The sequence below is a fragment of the Martinezella tropici genome, from assembly GCF_008370325.1.
In the GTDB taxonomy this organism is placed as follows: Bacteria; Pseudomonadota; Alphaproteobacteria; order Rhizobiales; family Rhizobiaceae; genus Rhizobium; species Rhizobium tropici_B.
On sequence record NZ_VNIP01000011.1, the window covers coordinates 482,738 to 498,673 of the forward strand.

Consider the following 15,936-nt stretch of genomic DNA (forward strand, 5'->3'; position numbering starts at 1 on the left):
TTGCAGCAAAATTATCCTGTCTGGGTCGTTTCAAGTCCGTGGGCGGCCCTTTCGGCCGGTATCACTCCCAGCATTGCCCGCGGCCTTCTCCTTGCTCAAACCCAACGGTAATCCGATGACTTCACCTCAGACAAAGGCCGCAAATGCGACCGAGAAATTCTTCGTGCTCGTCGCCGTCTGCTGCGCTGCGGCGGCGATGCCGCTCACATTCACCGGCCCGGCCGTCGCCTTGCCGGCCATCAGCCGAACGCTCGGCGGCAGCCCGATCGCGCTCAACTGGGTCACCAATGCCTTCATGCTGACCTTCGGCAGCTGCCTGATGGCGTCAGGTGCGCTGGCGGACAGTTTTGGCCGACGCCGCATCTTTCTGACCGGCGTCGCCTGCTTCGCGCTGTTCTCAGCCGGACTGGCGCTCGCCGGCAACATCGTCTGGTTCGACATATTGCGGGCGCTGCAGGGCCTTGGCGCGGCAGCAGCCTTCTCCGGCGGCATGGCGTCGCTCGCGCAGGAATTCGACGGTGCGGCGCGCATGCGCGCCTTCAGCATCGTCGGCTCCAGCTTTGGCGTCGGCCTCGCCTTCGGGCCGATCGCCTCCGGCCTGATGATCGATGCCTTCGGCTGGCCATCGATCTTCGTTCTGGTGGTTGCTCTAGCGCTGCTCGCCCTCGGACTCGGCGCCTATTTCCTGCGCGAGTCCCGCGATCCTGATGCGGCGGGACTGGATTGGCCCGGTGCGCTGAGCTTCACCCTTGCCTTGACGCTGTTCACCTATGGCGTATTGCGTGCACCCGAAACCGGCTGGAGCGATCCGCTCGTCATCACCCTGCTGGTCGGCGCCGCACTGCTCTTTCTCGCTTTTGGCATCATCGAGCGCATCGTAAAGCGGCCCATGCTGGATCTCAGCCTGTTTCGCTATCCGCGCTTCGTCGGCGTGCAGCTGCTGGCGGCGGCACCCGCCTATGCCTTCGTCGTGCTGCTGATCCTTTTGCCCGTGCGCTTCGTCGGCATCGAGGGCATGAGCGAGATCGCCGCCGGGCGGATGATGGTTGCACTGTCGGCGCCGCTGCTCATCCTACCGATCGCCGCCGGCTTTCTGACCCGCTGGTTCAGCCCGGCGACGATCTGCGGCACCGGCCTTGTCATCTCGGCGACGGGCCTCTTCTGGCTCAGCCATTTCACCGCGGGTTCTTCAGCTCCTTCCGCGCTCATCGCCCCGCTGCTGACGATCGGCATCGGCATCAGCCTGCCCTGGGGGCTGATGGATGGGCTTGCCGTCAGCGTCGTTCCCAAGGAGCGTGCCGGCATGGCAACCGGCATCTTCAGCACCACCCGTGTCGCCGGCGAAGGTGTGGCGCTTGCGGTCGTCAGCGCCGTTCTCTCAGCTCTTATCCAGTCAAAGCTCGGAACACCGGCGGCAGAGCATGCATCGGCCGCGGCGCAACAGCTCGTCACCGGCAATCTGGCTGCGGCAGCTTCGAACATGCCGGCGATCGGGCATGAAGCGCTCATTCAAGGCTATGGCCACGCCTTCAGCACACTGCTCTGGCTTCTGACGGCCATTACCGCGATCACGGCAATCGTCGTCTTTTCCTTCCTGGGCCGGGCGTCGTCGACCGTAACCGCTGAAGATGCGGATCAACTGCAAGAGGAGGAAACGACGCTTCGTACATCGAAAGCTTAGACCACGCCGGCGACCGGCCGGGGCTTCGGCCCCGGCGATCCGGCCAGCGATCGCGGCATAGCAAGACGGCAAATCAAAGGCCGAAAGAGGCCGAAAACCTTGGCGCGACGCAACATTATGTTTCGCCACCACATAAAATGTGCGCGTCGAACCGGCACTCGGACAATCGGCCGAACGGCACGAGGCTGGCGTTCATATGCGCTGCTGCTATATGATATCCCCATGATATCAGACCGGTTTTTGAAAACTATTGCCTGGACCTACCTAGCGGCGCTCATCGGCGTAACCCTTGCGCATTTCAATTGGCAGGCCACATTTGGCAATCCGTTCGATATCTTTCGTGCCGGCGCTCTGTGTATAGCGGGCATGCTTGCCCGCCTCGCCTACCCGCAATCCCCCTCCTTCACCTGCCTTCTGATGATCGGCAGCGTGCTTGCGCTTTCCGTGTCGCATTTCGTGGCGAGCGGCAATTATGGCTCGACGTTCGATATCATCGTCGGGATGACTAGCGGGCTCTGGGGCATCATGATCGGCTCGGCCCTCAGCAAGCTGATCGTTTCCACCTCGAAGCGGCCTGCATCCTACTGAAACAACCAGTCATTCTTGCGACGGAGCGACTTCTGCCGTTGGTTGAGTATAACGGCTGCGGCCGAAGCGCAAAATGGCCGCCAACCGCGGTCGTCTGATTTCATCTCACAGTCTCAGCAAGAAGACTGAAATGGAGATGACGGTCACTTCATACCTAGGAATGACTATTGCGCAGCCAATATTATGCGTGACTTACTATTTGTATTTGCAAATGTGGCTTTCCTGCAACTGAAATTTAAAAATCACGGAAAAGGCATTTTGAAAAAAATATATCATATAACTTTATCGGAATTCGTCTCTATTAGGAGCCAGAAGCGGGTGGGGCCCGTTTCTCCCGAGTCGGGGTTTTTAAACAGGGATAGGGAAAGGCACGTCGATTTTTCGGCGCGATAGCCTATGCCCAATCTATATTGGATTGGAGTTTTTATGAACATCAAGAGCCTTCTTCTCGGCTCCGCTGCTGCCCTGGCAGTAGTTTCTGGCGCTCAGGCAGCCGACGCTATCGTTGCTGCCGAGCCGGAACCGCTCGAATACGTCCGCATCTGCGACGCATATGGCGCTGGCTACTTCTTCATCCCGGGCACGGAAACCTGCCTCAAGATCGGCGGTTATGTCCGTACCGAAGGCAAGTGGTACGATGCCTACAACCCGAGCACTCATTTCGGCACTCTCTGGCACACGCGCGCTCATCTGAGCCTCGACACCGCGACCGACACCGAATACGGCCCGCTGAAGACCAACACGGTCATCCGCTTCGACTGGCAGGATGGCGGCGCGACCACCACGAAGCTGCTGTTCGCCAACATCAGCCTCGGCGGTTTCCTGGTCGGTAAAGCTGACTCCCAGTATAACTCGTACATCGGCTACGCTGGCGGCGTCATCAACGACGACGTGGTCAATGACGGTCCGTACGAACTCAACCAGTTGACCTACAACTACGACGCCGGCAACGGCTTCACGGCTGTGATCTCGGTTGAAGACACCAACTCCGGCGCTGGCGCTACGGGCGTCAACGGCGAAGACAGCCACAACCACTACGCCCCGGACGTCGTTGCCGGTGCTGGTTACAAGGCTGGCAACTTCGGCTTCAAGATCGTCGGTGGTTATGACTCCATCGTCGAAGAAGGCGCTGTCAAGGCTCGCGTCGATGCCGACTTCGGCGTCTTCAAGGCCTTCTTGATGGGCGGCTGGAACACCGATGGCGACAAGCTGAACAAGTACGCAAACGCCAACGGCGGCGGCGCTGCCAAGGGTATCGGCTGGGGCGACTGGGCTGTCTGGGGCGGCTTCACCGTTCCGATCAACGAAAAGCTGCAGGCTAACGCTCAGGTTGCCTACACCGACTCGAAGATCTTCGCAGCCACCGCGAACGTCAAGTGGAACCCGGTCAAGAACCTCCAGATCACGCCGGAAGTATCCTACACCAACTGGGACTCCATCAATCAGGACCAGTGGGCTGGCGTCCTGCGCTTCCAGCGTAGCTTCTAAGACCGCTTTACTGAGATCTGATCTGACTTGACCCCTGATCGGATGGGGATTGGCCCGACTTCCAGCGAAGTTGGGCCGGTCTTCCCGAGAAGGGGTCGATTCATTTTGCGGATGGCGTGCTTCGGCCACCGCAATGCCGCGTTCATGCTGGCCAGAAGTCTGGCGGCGCGCGGGCGCACCGATTGTCGAGCGAATAACCGCGCCGCCAATTGCCCGAATTTCCCTATCGTCAACGCATCGACATCCAGCATTTTTTATCGTAGAGACAACGCATGTCGTTCGCTCATGCATATGCCTCGCGATTTTATTCGTACCGCTGCTCTCAGCGGAGGCGGGCCTGTGCGTAGTTAGAAAAGACACGACAGCAAAGACCCGAACAGCCGCTAGTCTACCTGGCGGCTTTTTTTGTCGCCACGGTATGACCCTTAAAGGAAACGATACCGTGTTGAATTCCACCGATGACTTGCGCATTGTCGAGATCACGGCGCTGACGCCGCCCTCTCGGATCATTGACGAAATCCCCCGCGACGAGGCGGTGACGGCGACCGTCACTGGGGCGCGCGATGCCGTTCACAATATCCTGCGCGACGAAGACGATCGGCTGATCGTCGTCATCGGCCCCTGCTCGATCCATGATCCGGCTGCTGCCCACGAATATGCGGCACTCCTCAAGGAACAGCGGGATCGCTTCTCAGACGATCTCGAAATCATCATGCGCGTCTATTTCGAAAAGCCGCGCACCACCGTGGGATGGAAGGGCCTGATCAATGATCCGCATCTCGACGGCAGCTACCGCATCGAGGAAGGCCTGCGCATCGCCCGCAAATTGCTGTTCGATGTCAACGAGATCGGCCTGCCGGCAGGCTGCGAATATCTCGATACGATCACGCCGCAATATATTTCCGACCTGGTGAGCTGGGGTGCGATCGGCGCGAGGACGACCGAGAGCCAGGTGCACCGGCAGCTGGCATCGGGCCTCTCCTGCCCCGTCGGCTTCAAGAACGGCACGAATGGCGACGTACGCATTGCGCTCGACGCGATCGTTGCCGCATCGCAGCCGCATCACTTCCCTGCGGTGACCAAGGAAGGCCTTGCCGCGATCGCCTCGACGCGCGGTAATGAGGATTGCCACATCATCCTGCGCGGCGGCAGAGAGCCCAATTATGACGCAGCGAGCGTGCAGTCGACGGCGGAACAGTCCCTCAAGGTGGGGCTCGAGCCGCGCATCATCATCGACGCAAGCCACGCCAACAGCAGCAAGAATCCGGAAAACCAGCCGCTCGTCGTCACGTCAGTCGCGGAGCAGGTCGCAGCCGGCGACCGGCGGATCAAAGGCATGATGATGGAGAGCAATCTCGTTGCCGGCCGCCAGGACCTCGTGCCCGGCAAGCCGCTGGTCTATGGCCAGAGCATCACCGATGGCTGCATCGATTGGCCGACCTCGGTCCGTACGCTGGAAGATCTGGCAAAGGCCGCTCAGGCACGGCGCCAAGCGCGGTAGCGCTGTCTCCCGTTCCGGAGACCGGTTCGGTCAAATACGTCGGTAGTGCGCGAGGCTCAGATAGTGTTTTCTGGGCCCGCGCACATGCCACATCTCGGCCCACGCATCGAGCGAGCGAAAGAAGAGTCGGCCCCGGTAAAGATCGGGGCCGCAATGATGGGTGACGCGTTGCGACGCGCCCTCATCGATGCGAATGAATTCCGAAAGATTGGGGAAACGCACGACCAGATCGTGCTCTGCTTCCTCGAGCCGATAGGTGCGACTGCTTCTCAGCGTTGCTTGCTCGCTTCGCGTATCGCCGTGTTCTTCGAACTGGACAGGCGTCACGAACGCCTGCCCCTCGAATGCAATCAGGGAGCGGTTGAAGCGGTCGATGATCCGCCGCTTCACCTCCCATGTGCCGAGGAAGGGGCTCAGCCGGCCAATGCCGGCCGATCCTTTCATCAGGAGGCCGCGCGCTGCGCTGCATCCGCCTGCCGGCGCGGCAACTTCCAGCCTGGCCGGACGAAATGGCACGTATAACCGTTCGGATAGCGCTCCAGATAATCCTGGTGCTCCGGCTCGGCCTCCCAGAAGTCGCCGACCGGTACGACCTCGGTGACGACCTTGCCGGGCCACAGACCGGAAGCGTCGACATCGGCGATCGTATCAAGCGCGACCCGCTTCTGCTCTTCGCTGGTGTAGAAGATCGCCGAGCGGTAGCTCAAGCCGACATCGTTGCCCTGGCGGTTGCGCGTGCTCGGGTCGTGGATCTGGAAAAAGAATTCCAGCAGATCGCGATAGCTGATCTTCTCCGGATCGAAAACGATCTCGATCGCCTCGGCATGGGTGCCGTGATTGCGGTAAGTGGCGTTGCGGACATCGCCGCCGCTATACCCGACGCGCGTCGAGATGACGCCGTTGTAACGGCGGATGAGGTCTTGCATGCCCCAGAAGCAACCGCCGGCGAGAACTGCACGTTCCGTTGTCATCTTACATCCTCCACTTGATCGATATAGGCACCATAGCCCTCGGCTTCCATCCGGTCACGCGGAACGAAGCGGAGGGAAGCCGAATTGATGCAGTAGCGCAGGCCGCCGCGATCGATCGGCCCGTCCGGAAAAACATGGCCAAGATGGCTGTCGCCATTGGCCGAGCGCACTTCGACGCGCGCCATGCCATGCGACATGTCCGTCAATTCGCTGACATTGGCGGGTTCGATCGGCTTGGTAAAGCTCGGCCAGCCGCAGCCGGAATCGAATTTATCCGCAGAGGCAAAAAGCGGCTCGCCGGAGACGATATCGACATAGATGCCCGACTGCTTGTTGTAGAGATGCTCGCCGGAACCGGGACGTTCCGTGCCGCTTTGCTGCGTCACACGATATTGTTCAGGGGTAAGCTTGGCTATGGCCTCTGCCGTCTTGCTGTATTTGCCCATTGTTGTTCTCCATGTCCCTCGGCACGCATTCCGAGCTGGGCCGGGTCCACCAGGGGACACGAGAAGGCCGGATGAAGCTCGATCAGCGCTAAGGGAGTGTTTGCGAAGCCAATATAGGCATCACGCGATCGGTTTGCCATATCGATCACGACTGCGTGACGCCCTGCCCTTCCGGCGCCTCAGCCATTCCCTGTGCATGAAGCGGCATAAATCGCAGCAAGTGCCTCGATGCCGGCCTGATCGTCTTCGTCGAAGCGGCCTGGAAGCGGGCTGTCGAGATCGATGACGCCGAAGACTCTTCCATCGCGGAAGAGCGGCACGACCAGCTCCGATCGCGAGGCGGCATCGCAAGCGATGTGACCGGGAAAGGCGTGCACATCCTCGACGAGGATCGACCGGGCCTTCTCGACCGCCGTTCCGCAAACGCCGCGGCCGACGGCAATGCGCACGCAAGCCGGCTTGCCCTGGAATGGTCCGAGCACAAGTTCATTTGCCTGCCGCAGGAAATAGAAGCCTGCCCAGTTGAGATCAGGCAGCATCTGGAAGATCAGCGCGGAGGTATTGGCGGCATTGGCAATCGAATCCTGCTCGCCTTCCAGCAAGGCTTTCAGCTGATCGGCAAGCTCGCGATAAAATTCGGGCTTGCTGTCATTTTGGATCGCTTTTTCCACGAACATGGGCCTGACCTTTCGAAGATTTTGGAGAGATGTCAGTCCTTCTCGTCCGGCGGGCAAGGCCAGCTGGACGGCGCCTTCAACCAGGAGGGCAATATGGTCGTATTGTCCCCGCAGGCCAGATTGATCTGCGCCTGCTGCAAGCCACTTGTCTTCGACAGATCGAGCCCCTCGATGCGGGTGAGATACATGAAGGCTCCGCTGAAGGAGGTCGCGCCGTCCATCACTGCGCCGTTCAGCGTCGCCCGGGATAAATTGGCGAAGGAGAAATTGGCGCCCGTCAGCACGGCCTTGTCGAAATCGGCGCGGCCGAGCTCGGCCTTTTGAAAATCGGCATTGCTGAGCTGCGCACCGGCAAATTCGGCTCGCTGCAATTCGGCATTGGCAAAGGAAGCGCCATTGGCGGAGGCACTGGTAAAATCGGAGCGATAGGCTTCGATCTTGGCGAAGTTCGCGCCATCGGCCTTGGCATTCTTCAGCCAAGCGCGGACCAGCGTCGCCTTCTCGAGATTGGCGGAGGCCAGGTTGGCATCGCTCAAATCGGTGCTGTCGAAATGGGCGCCTGCGAGGTTGGCGCCATGCAGATCACTGCTTGGCAGCATGATGTTGGTCTTGCTGCATCCGCTCCAGTCGAGGCCGGGTGCTGCGATATTGCCGCACTCGGCGGCACGCAGCGCATTGGTGCTGGAGCCGAGGAGAAACACCGCGCTCAGCGCCAACACGCCGAGGCCTGTGACTATCCCCATTCTCCGCCCCATGGCGCCCGAGCACGCAGCACGGCGCCTTTGCGTACCAGCAAATTTCTCCCCGGCCGCCCGGGCCGCCCCGTCAACAAGATCCATTCCGTCACTCCGCTTCAGCACCGCTAGCCGAACTCTTTCTCGAGTCGGATGCACGTCCCTCTCCCTTCTATATAGTGCTTCGGGCGACAGAAAGAGCCGGTTTTGTAAAAGCAGGCCTGATGCGTGGTTTGATGTTAAGCCGTGATGCTGGCGGAGACATGCGTCCAGGCTCCAAGCCTGCCATCCGACCTCTGAAGATGAGGCGATTTTCAAGCCACCATGAGCGGAACAGAACAGGCAAGCGCACATCAGGCGATAGCCGCCCGCTCTTCGGACAGGATCTCAGGTCACATTTCGAGGGAGATTTTTCGGGAGGAACATCAGTGTTTTAAGCTGGTCGGAGTGGAGTGATTCGAACACTCGACCCCCACGTCCCGAACGTGGTGCGCTACCAGACTGCGCTACACTCCGTGACCAGCGGCGCTTCTATAGACCAGCCCTTTTTGATGCACAAGCACCAATCTCAAAAAACCTTTTGATTTTTGACGAAAAAATTACAGCCGCGTCTGCCTAGAAAATCGGCAGGAAGCCGGGGGCGAAAGTGCCGGCGTGCAAAAGACGCAACAGATCAAGTAAAATCCCGCTTGTACACGCGGATGGGAATTTTCTTTTGCCGGCTTTGGCGCTAAAGCCCTAGGCGGGACAGATGGAAAATGCCGTGGGACAGCGGCTTTTCCGCGACCGAATGCGTGACAGAAGCTCAAGGACGACACGATGAATATCCGCATGATTACCGCGGCTGGACTGTTGCTGGCGCTGGCCGGTTGCAGCACAACGACGACGACAACGACATCAGCCCTGCCGCTGCTCGCGAAGAACCCCGTTCAGGATCGCTGGCAGGGCCAATCCGCAGGCCGTTTCTTCGCGGCCTATGGCCCGCCGCTCTCCGACCGTGACGAAGGCGGCAGCCGCGTCTACACCTGGCGCGGCGGCTACAAGAACGTCACCATCGTCAACAAGGACGGCAAGAAGGCCGGCAAGCGCTCTCTCAGCTGCAAGGCCGACATCGTCACCAACCAGAGCTACGAAATCCGCTCGGTCAAAATTCTCGGCGACCAGCCGGGTGTCAACGGCTCGTCCTATTGCGCCGAACTTCTGGCTCCGCCGGAAAAGGCAGAAGCAGCGGAAAGCTGAGGCTCCTGCATAATTCCTTGAATCGGAACCGATTTAAGGAAAAACTATGCAGTATTTCAAAGCGTTACAGCGCCCTTGGCGCGTCTTGAAAGACGCGCGGCGCTGTAAGGCTTCATCACGAGACGATGCCAGCGGGCGGCCTGCAAAGGTCGCCCGTTCGTTTGCAGGTCTCAGCCATTAGCGGCCGCGATGTCTGCGCAGCTTTTCGGCGGCGGTGCATCGGCCGCCGGCATGAAGGCCTTGTCGATGACATAGAGCTTCGCAAAGGGCGTTTCGGTGACAAGGCTGACGCCTTGCGGCACGGCACCGCCGAAGCGATCCTCGACATCCGCATTGACGAGCAGAATGAAATCGAAGTGCCGCCGCCAATCATTGAGATAGGGCGCGATGCCGCTGACAGCCCTGATTTCATCGGGACAATCCAGCAGGCCCATGGAGAACAGATTGCCTTCCGGCACGGCGATGCCGCTCCAGGGCGGCAAGACCGTCAACGGCTGCTTGCCCTTGGCGGTGAACACAGTCGGCACGAAGGCATGGGCGTCAGGGACGGCAAGCGTCGGCAGATGCCGGATCGTATCCTGGTTCCAGGCGAAATAACGATGATCCGCAACGCCGTGCTCGTTCGGCTGCCGCATGACCGGCAGGATGGCCGCGCCTTCGGGCACGGCCGCAAGCACTGTGCGAACGGCGGCGGCATCGGCATCCCCCTGCCACCAGTTGAAGCCGATCCAGGCGGTTCGGCCGAGCACGACTGTGGAGAGCACGAGCATAACGATCAAAGCCTGACGACGCGGCAGGCGCGGCAAGGGGCAGATCATCACCATGGCCGCAAGCGCCGCCATGATGGGGAAACGCCAGCTGATCCAGCCAGTGCCGAGCATATGACGCGGCGCAACGCAGGACAGAAGCAGCAGACCGGCGGCCGCAATCGCCATGCCGGCATGGATGGTCAGACGGCGCGTGCGCACCGCATAGGTGCACACAAGGATCAGCGGGATCAAGAGCAGCATGTCGGCCAGCAGCGCATAGCTCCACAGCGCCGACATGAGGTTGGCCAGGATCAGAACGACGGAATCGTTCCAGGATGCATCCAGACCGCCGCCGCCATCGGGCAAGACTGGCTGATAGAAGAACAGGCAAATCGCCGGCAGGGTGCAGGCGAGCATCGCGATCAGAAGCCTGCCGCACAGGCGCAGGAAGGCCCCAGGCGATCGCAAGGCCGCCGTCGTCGGTGAGAATTCGAGACCGCAGACGAGCGCCATGTAGAAGCCCAGCGAAAAGATATGCATGACCGTCAGCAGCAGGCCGGCGATTAGTCGCCAAGCGAACACCACAGCCGGATTGCGCGATTGCAGGGCGTGATCGGCGCTTGCAAAAAGCAGCGCCATGCCGAGCCCGATCTGAAAATTGATGAAGCCGCCGATCAGCGTCGCGCACCAGGCGAAATACAATATGCCGATCTGCCAGTAATAGCCGCCGCCGTGCAGGCGCCGGTGCAGGGCAATCGCACCGAGCGGCGGCAGGACGATCGCCAGGAAAAGAAGGCTGCGCGCCAGCAGCGAAACGCCGATCAGCGGCCCCAGCCAATAAGCGGCGAGATCGATGCCGACATTGGTAAACGTCCTGTTCCAGTCGAGCGCATAGATCTCGTGAAACGGCGGCGTGTCGATGCCGCCGGCGAGCAGCCACATGCGGGCATAGTGGTTGGGATAATCGAGGATCGGCGGAAACTTGAAGACGGCGACGAAAATCGCGACGAGGATCACAAAGACTGAAGTCGCAAGACCCGGCTTCTGCCTGACGGCGGCACCCGTATCAGCTGTTTCGTGTACGCTCGGGGAAACCGCCGCATCTTCCGGTGACGGTGCACTCGCGGATGGTTGCGGCATCAGCGGATTGCCCTCACCTGCTCCGCGCTGTCAACCATTCCGCCGGAGCCGTTCAAAGCCTCCTCGAGCGCACGCCGTTTGCCGACCGCGTCCAGATCGGAAAAGTCGCTGGGGATTTCGAGCGAGCGGCCGCCCTGCAGCAGGCTTTCGATCATGAACATCGGCCGCCGCTTGTTCTCCTGCACCAGGCGACCGACATATTCGCCGATAATGCCGATGCAGATGAGCTGGATGGCGCTGAAGGCGGTGATCGCTGCCATGATGCTCGACCAGCCGACGATGGTCTCGCCTGCAAACCAGCGGATGAGCGTATAGACGAGCAGCAAGGCCGCGCAGCCGGCGCTGGCAAGGCCGAGCCAGGTGCTGATGCGCAAGGGCACGGTGGAAAAGCTGGTGATGGCATCGAGCGCGAAATTGATCATCTTGCGCAGCGGATATTTGGTCGTGCCGGCAAAGCGTGCATCGCGCTCATAGGGCAACGCCACCTGCTTGCCGCCGATCCAGCTCACCATGCCGCGGATAAAGCGATCCCGCTCCGGCATTGCCAGCAGGATATCGACGACACGGCGCCGCATCAGCCTGAAATCACCGACATCGCGCGGGATCGCCACCGAGGCGAGCCGCGACAGCAGCCGATAGAAGAACGAAGCCGAGGCGAGCTTGAACCAGCTCTCTCCTTGCCGGCGCACGCGCTGGCCATAGACGACATCCGCGCCGCGATCCATGATCGGCATCATCATGAGCAACAGTTCCGGCGGATCCTGCAGATCGGCATCGATCAATAGCACCCGCTCGCCGCGCGAGGCGGCAAGACCGGCGGTCGCGGCAAGCTGATGACCGTGATTGCGCATCAGCCGCACGCCGAGCACCTGCGGCGTCTCCGCCGTGAGCGCGGCGATCACCTCCCAGGTGCCGTCAGTGGACCCGTCATCCACCAGAATGATCTCAAAGGCCTCACCGGCAATCCCCCGCGCCGTCGCCACCGCCCGCCGGCAAAACTCGCCAAGCCCCTCCTCCTCATTGTGGCAGGGGGCAACGATGGAAAGCAGCAGTTCCTGGGGAGCGTGGTTCATGATCGCCTGTATCGAAGTGATGGCGACTACAGTGGAGGAAAATGGTCAAACAATATTTAAGTGGGGGAATAACGCGGCTTACGACGGAAATTTTCTCAGACAATATCTCTGACACTGCAAAGTCTATCGCCGCAGCCATTTAGAATATTAGAAAATATGTGGCTGGGGCGCCAGGATTCGAACCTGGGAATGCCGGTACCAAAAACCGGTGCCTTACCGCTTGGCGACGCCCCAACAGAGGAAATGGCGGTTATACCAGCCAAATCGGCGTCTGATTAGCAAAGGTCGCTTGCCGCTACAATGACTAAGTGATGCGCGGACGCATATTTCTGTGTGCTTTTCGGGCGGCTATGATAGGTCTTGCTGCACTGCATTGCGCATGAGGAGATCCGATGAGCCAGTTTCGCGCCCGCCCGCCGGCCGTGTCCACCGTGCTTCTCGACGATGCCGTCTGCCGCATCACGCGCTGGGATTTTGAGCCCGGCGCCGATACCGGGCATCATGTCCATGACCTCGGCTATGTCGTAGTGCCGATGACCGATTGCCGGTTTCTGCTGGAGGAGCCCAATGGCATCAGGCAGGTCGATATCGCCAAGGGTGCCGCCTATCGGCGCGAGGCCGGTGTCGAGCACAATGTCGTCAATGCCGGCTCCGAGCCGATGTCATTCATCGAAATCGAATACAAGCAATCATGAGTACGCCCGACTTCGACCTCGCCTTCGAACCTGCCTATGGCCGCGCCGTACCGGTTGCGCCCGGCATCGAGCGGATGACAGTCAATAATCCCAGCGCCTTCACGTTTCACGGCACCAACAGCTATATCGTCGGCGGCTCTTCCGTGGCGATCATTGACCCCGGTCCGGAGAATGAGGCGCATTTCGCTGCCCTGCTGGCGGCGCTCGAGGGGCGCGAAGTCACGCATATCTTTGTCAGCCACACCCATCGCGATCACTCGCCGCTTGCCAAGCGGCTGAAGGAGGCGACGGGCGCGCTGACCGTCGGCGAAGGGCCGCATCGCGCCGCGCGACCGCTCCATCAAGGCGAGGTCAATCCCTTCGCCGAGAGCTCCGACATGGAGTTCCAGCCGGATATCGTGCTCGGCGACGGCGAAAGCGTCTCCGGAGACGGCTGGCAGATGACGGCGCTGCTGACGCCGGGCCATACGGCCAACCACACCTGCTTCGCGCTCGACAGCACCGGCATCGTCTTTTCGGCCGATCATGTCATGGCCTGGGCGACCTCGATCGTCGCGCCGCCCGACGGCTCCATGGCCGATTACATGGCCTCGCTGGAGAGGCTTCTTGCCCGGGAAGACCGGCTGTTCCTGCCCGGTCATGGCGGCCCGGTGAAGGAGCCCGCCTCCTTCATGCGAGGATTGCGGACCCACCGGCGCATGCGCGAGCGCGCCGTGCTGGAGCGCATCAAGGCCGGCGACCGGCTGATTCCGGACATGGTGAAGGCCATCTATCGCGATACCGACCCGCGCCTGCATGGCGCAGCCGCCCTTTCCGTGCTGGCGCATCTGGAAGATCTGATCGAGAAAGGCCAGGTGGAAACCGATGGGCCGCCGGCGCTTTTCGGGGCCTATCGTCCCATCTGAGTCAAGATGGTTGGACTATCGTCAATTTCCGAAGTTTGAATGCTAGATGCGATTGCCCTGCCACAAGCGGGGAGAAGGAGGGTCGCAACCTCAGCTTCCGGCGATGCCGAGCAATTCCGCATCCAGCGCCTTCAGATAGCCATCGGCCAGGTCGGCGCTGACGCCGAGATCGTTCTGGCCGTAGCGGGAGGCGACGCGGATATCGACCAGAGTGGTTTCCGCCTCCTCGCGAATGCGGATCACCACGTCGCACGGCAGGCCGAAGATGCGGGTGCGGGTTTCGCCCTGCAGGATGACGTCGGTATTCTGGCGGATAAGTTCCGCAACGCCATCGCGGAAGGGGCGCGGCGTCGGCACGGGAACGATATCGGGCACGTCGCCGACGACGCTGCCATTCTGCGCGGGATTGACAGTCTGCGGGCGGGCGCGGCGCTTCGGCTTCACATTGCCGTTCGGATCGGCCACGTCGGCGCCATCCGCCTTGACGATGGTGATGCGGCGGTCATGCGCGACCTTGCGCACCGCCTCCAGCACACGGTCGGCAGCACCCTCGTAGCGGCGGCTGATCAAAGCGGGATAGGCATCGAATTGCGCCTCGCGCTCCTGCTGGGTCACCAAATGGCGCGGCGGCAGCCACAACTGCCTGGCGTCCGGCGTTGCCAGCCATTCCGGCGGCTCGTTGAGATCGGTCGAAATCTCGTAGATCGGCGGCCGGCTCCAGTAGCGCTCGGCGCCGATACCGAAAATGGCAAGCGGCACAGCGGCATAGACGAGCGCCTTGACGGCGGAGACGCCGCCGATGGCGGCGTTCTGCCAAAGCTGGGCAAGGCCGACCAGCGCCAGCAACACCGAAAGCACGGCGCAGCTGGCCGAAATCAGCAGCAGCAACACGAAATAAGGCGTTTCCAGCGGCCCAAAACGATAGCCGATCAGTGTCACGCCGCAGAGCACCAGGGCAAACGAAGCGATCAAACGCGCGGCGCGGGCGGCATGTGAAATAGGACGGTCGAAGCGGATGGTCATCAAGGGCTCGTCGGCGCGTCGGATCGGAAGCCGGATGCACCGAATCCCAGAAAGCGACTTATGTTTAGATCAAGAAACGGCGAAAATAAATCGAATGTCACGACATCAACGCCGCATGTTTCGTCAGGGCTGAAATCAGTAACGCCTAGACCAAAAACGTGAGCGCTTGCTTAAATTCCAAAAAAAGGCCATGCTTCGGCGTTTTATCGAGGCTGTGAAAGGACTTGGTGAGATGGAACCGATAGTTTCTCAAGACGCCGCCACCAAACCGTTGCCGGCAGCGGCCATTACCGGGAGCGACGCGGCCGATCCGATCCTGCCGCTGGAACTCCTGGAACTGGAGCTTTCGCTCGAAGGTTTTTCCGGCGGAGAGCCTGGCTTCTGCGAGGTTGTGCGAAACGCCGCTTCGGCGGTGCGTGGTGACTTCCTGTTTGATCTTCCGGCTACGGGGTTGATCCCCGATTGCCGCAGGCTGGCGGTCATCCGTATTCCCGAAAGCGATGCGACGATGCGCACTCTCTTTGCCGCGCTGGACGAAGACGGCGCGGAAATCCGGTTGCTGCAACCGGATGACGAAACCGAGCACATTTCGCAGTTTGCCGATGCCTTCGTCGATCTGTTGCAACGATTGCCGGCAAGGCCGAAGGAAGCCGCATAGGCGATCCGCCTACGGTCCAATACGCCTTTCGCGCCATGCCGCGCGGCGCTATAATTCGTGCCTGCACATCAGCATTCAGGACACAAAGTCATGCGTATCGCCGCCTCCATCCTTTCCCTCCTCACCATCACGCTCGTGCTTTCCTCCTGCCAGACGGCCGAGGAAATCCGCGCGGCCGACGAGGCGAGGTGCGGTGGCTATGGCTTCAGGCGCGGGTCGGAGAATTTCGCCAACTGCCTGATGAATCAAGATCTTAGCCGGCGGGCAGATCAAAGAGCCTTCATGGAAAGCAACGATGATTTCTTCTGGGGGCCGACAATCGTGGTCGGCGGCCCGGGATATCACCGTGGCCATTGGCGCCGCTGACC

General features: G+C 60.8%; 17 protein-coding genes and 2 tRNA genes. 9 read left to right on the forward strand and 10 right to left on the reverse strand.

The features are described 5' to 3' along the window. The first annotated feature begins 115 nt into the window (after positions 1-115). From FP026_RS23245 to FP026_RS23260, 4 genes are all read left to right on the forward strand, one after another. Positions 116-1,681, forward strand: coding sequence for an MFS transporter (locus FP026_RS23245; protein WP_149636944.1), 1,566 nt, complete (start codon positions 116-118; stop codon positions 1,679-1,681). Positions 1,682-1,903: 222 nt separating this feature from the next. Beyond that, on the forward strand, positions 1,904-2,269 hold the full coding sequence (locus FP026_RS23250; RefSeq protein ID WP_246665412.1) for a hypothetical protein: 366 nt from the start codon (positions 1,904-1,906) through the stop codon (positions 2,267-2,269). Between the two features lie 426 nt (positions 2,270-2,695). After that, positions 2,696-3,757, forward strand: coding sequence for a porin (locus FP026_RS23255; RefSeq protein ID WP_149636945.1), 1,062 nt, complete (start codon positions 2,696-2,698; stop codon positions 3,755-3,757). A gap of 418 nt (positions 3,758-4,175) precedes the next feature. After that, on the forward strand, positions 4,176-5,258 hold the full coding sequence (locus FP026_RS23260; protein WP_188112659.1) for a 3-deoxy-7-phosphoheptulonate synthase: 1,083 nt from the start codon (positions 4,176-4,178) through the stop codon (positions 5,256-5,258). 30 nt (positions 5,259-5,288) lie between these two features. On the opposite strand, the gene FP026_RS23265 is transcribed toward FP026_RS23260, so the two are convergent. From FP026_RS23265 to FP026_RS23290, 6 genes are all read right to left on the reverse strand, one after another. Beyond that, a complete protein-coding gene (locus FP026_RS23265; protein ID WP_149636947.1) occupies positions 5,289-5,702 on the reverse strand; it encodes a DUF6314 family protein in 414 nt (137 codons plus the stop codon). Next, positions 5,702-6,229, reverse strand: coding sequence for a peptide-methionine (S)-S-oxide reductase MsrA (msrA, locus tag FP026_RS23270; RefSeq protein ID WP_149636948.1), 528 nt, complete (start codon positions 6,227-6,229; stop codon positions 5,702-5,704). The genes FP026_RS23265 and msrA overlap by 1 nt, the downstream gene beginning before the upstream one ends. Beyond that, positions 6,226-6,675, reverse strand: coding sequence for a peptide-methionine (R)-S-oxide reductase MsrB (msrB, locus tag FP026_RS23275; RefSeq protein WP_149636949.1), 450 nt, complete (start codon positions 6,673-6,675; stop codon positions 6,226-6,228). Before msrB ends, msrA begins: the two co-directional genes overlap by 4 nt. A gap of 179 nt (positions 6,676-6,854) precedes the next feature. Further along, positions 6,855-7,352, reverse strand: coding sequence for a GAF domain-containing protein (locus tag FP026_RS23280; protein ID WP_149636950.1), 498 nt, complete (start codon positions 7,350-7,352; stop codon positions 6,855-6,857). A 32-nt stretch (positions 7,353-7,384) separates the two neighbouring features. Further along, a complete protein-coding gene (locus tag FP026_RS23285) occupies positions 7,385-8,095 on the reverse strand; it encodes a pentapeptide repeat-containing protein (RefSeq protein ID WP_149636951.1) in 711 nt (236 codons plus the stop codon). A gap of 430 nt (positions 8,096-8,525) precedes the next feature. Further along, positions 8,526-8,602: transfer RNA gene (locus FP026_RS23290), tRNA-Pro, on the reverse strand. Between the two features lie 303 nt (positions 8,603-8,905). On the opposite strand from FP026_RS23290, the gene FP026_RS23295 reads away from it, so the two are divergent. Next, the gene (locus FP026_RS23295) at positions 8,906-9,325 is read left to right on the forward strand and encodes a hypothetical protein (protein ID WP_149636952.1); all 420 of its coding nucleotides are present in this window, start codon (positions 8,906-8,908) and stop codon (positions 9,323-9,325) included. A gap of 170 nt (positions 9,326-9,495) precedes the next feature. Here FP026_RS23295 and FP026_RS23300 read toward each other — a convergent pair whose 3' ends face one another. From FP026_RS23300 to FP026_RS23310, 3 genes are all read right to left on the reverse strand, one after another. After that, entirely contained in the window at positions 9,496-11,214 is a 1,719-nt protein-coding gene (locus FP026_RS23300; RefSeq protein ID WP_149636953.1) for a hypothetical protein, read from the reverse strand. Continuing rightward, positions 11,214-12,287 carry a glycosyltransferase gene (locus tag FP026_RS23305; RefSeq protein ID WP_149636954.1) on the reverse strand — a complete coding sequence of 358 codons (1,074 nt, stop codon included), beginning with the start codon at positions 12,285-12,287 and terminating at the stop codon, positions 11,214-11,216. The genes FP026_RS23300 and FP026_RS23305 overlap by 1 nt, the downstream gene beginning before the upstream one ends. A 159-nt stretch (positions 12,288-12,446) precedes the next feature. After that, positions 12,447-12,521, reverse strand: a tRNA-Gln gene (locus FP026_RS23310). A gap of 158 nt (positions 12,522-12,679) precedes the next feature. Here FP026_RS23310 and FP026_RS23315 point away from each other — a divergent pair. Both FP026_RS23315 and FP026_RS23320 read left to right on the forward strand, forming a co-directional pair. Continuing rightward, entirely contained in the window at positions 12,680-12,982 is a 303-nt protein-coding gene (locus tag FP026_RS23315) for a cupin domain-containing protein (protein WP_149636955.1), read from the forward strand. Beyond that, the gene (locus FP026_RS23320; protein ID WP_149636956.1) at positions 12,979-13,887 is read left to right on the forward strand and encodes an MBL fold metallo-hydrolase; all 909 of its coding nucleotides are present in this window, start codon (positions 12,979-12,981) and stop codon (positions 13,885-13,887) included. The genes FP026_RS23315 and FP026_RS23320 overlap by 4 nt, the downstream gene beginning before the upstream one ends. 90 nt (positions 13,888-13,977) lie before the next feature. Here the strand turns inward: FP026_RS23320 and FP026_RS23325 are convergent, their stop codons facing one another. After that, complete coding sequence (locus FP026_RS23325) at positions 13,978-14,910, reverse strand: DUF1499 domain-containing protein (protein ID WP_149636957.1); 933 nt, start codon at positions 14,908-14,910, stop codon at positions 13,978-13,980. A 241-nt stretch (positions 14,911-15,151) separates the two neighbouring features. Between FP026_RS23325 and FP026_RS23330 the strand changes: the two genes are divergently transcribed. After that, positions 15,152-15,568, forward strand: a complete 417-nt coding sequence (locus tag FP026_RS23330; RefSeq protein WP_188112672.1) for a hypothetical protein — start codon at positions 15,152-15,154, stop codon at positions 15,566-15,568. A 90-nt stretch (positions 15,569-15,658) separates the two neighbouring features. Continuing rightward, positions 15,659-15,934 carry a hypothetical protein gene (locus FP026_RS23335; RefSeq protein ID WP_149636959.1) on the forward strand — a complete coding sequence of 92 codons (276 nt, stop codon included), beginning with the start codon at positions 15,659-15,661 and terminating at the stop codon, positions 15,932-15,934. Positions 15,935-15,936: the final 2 nt, after the last annotated feature.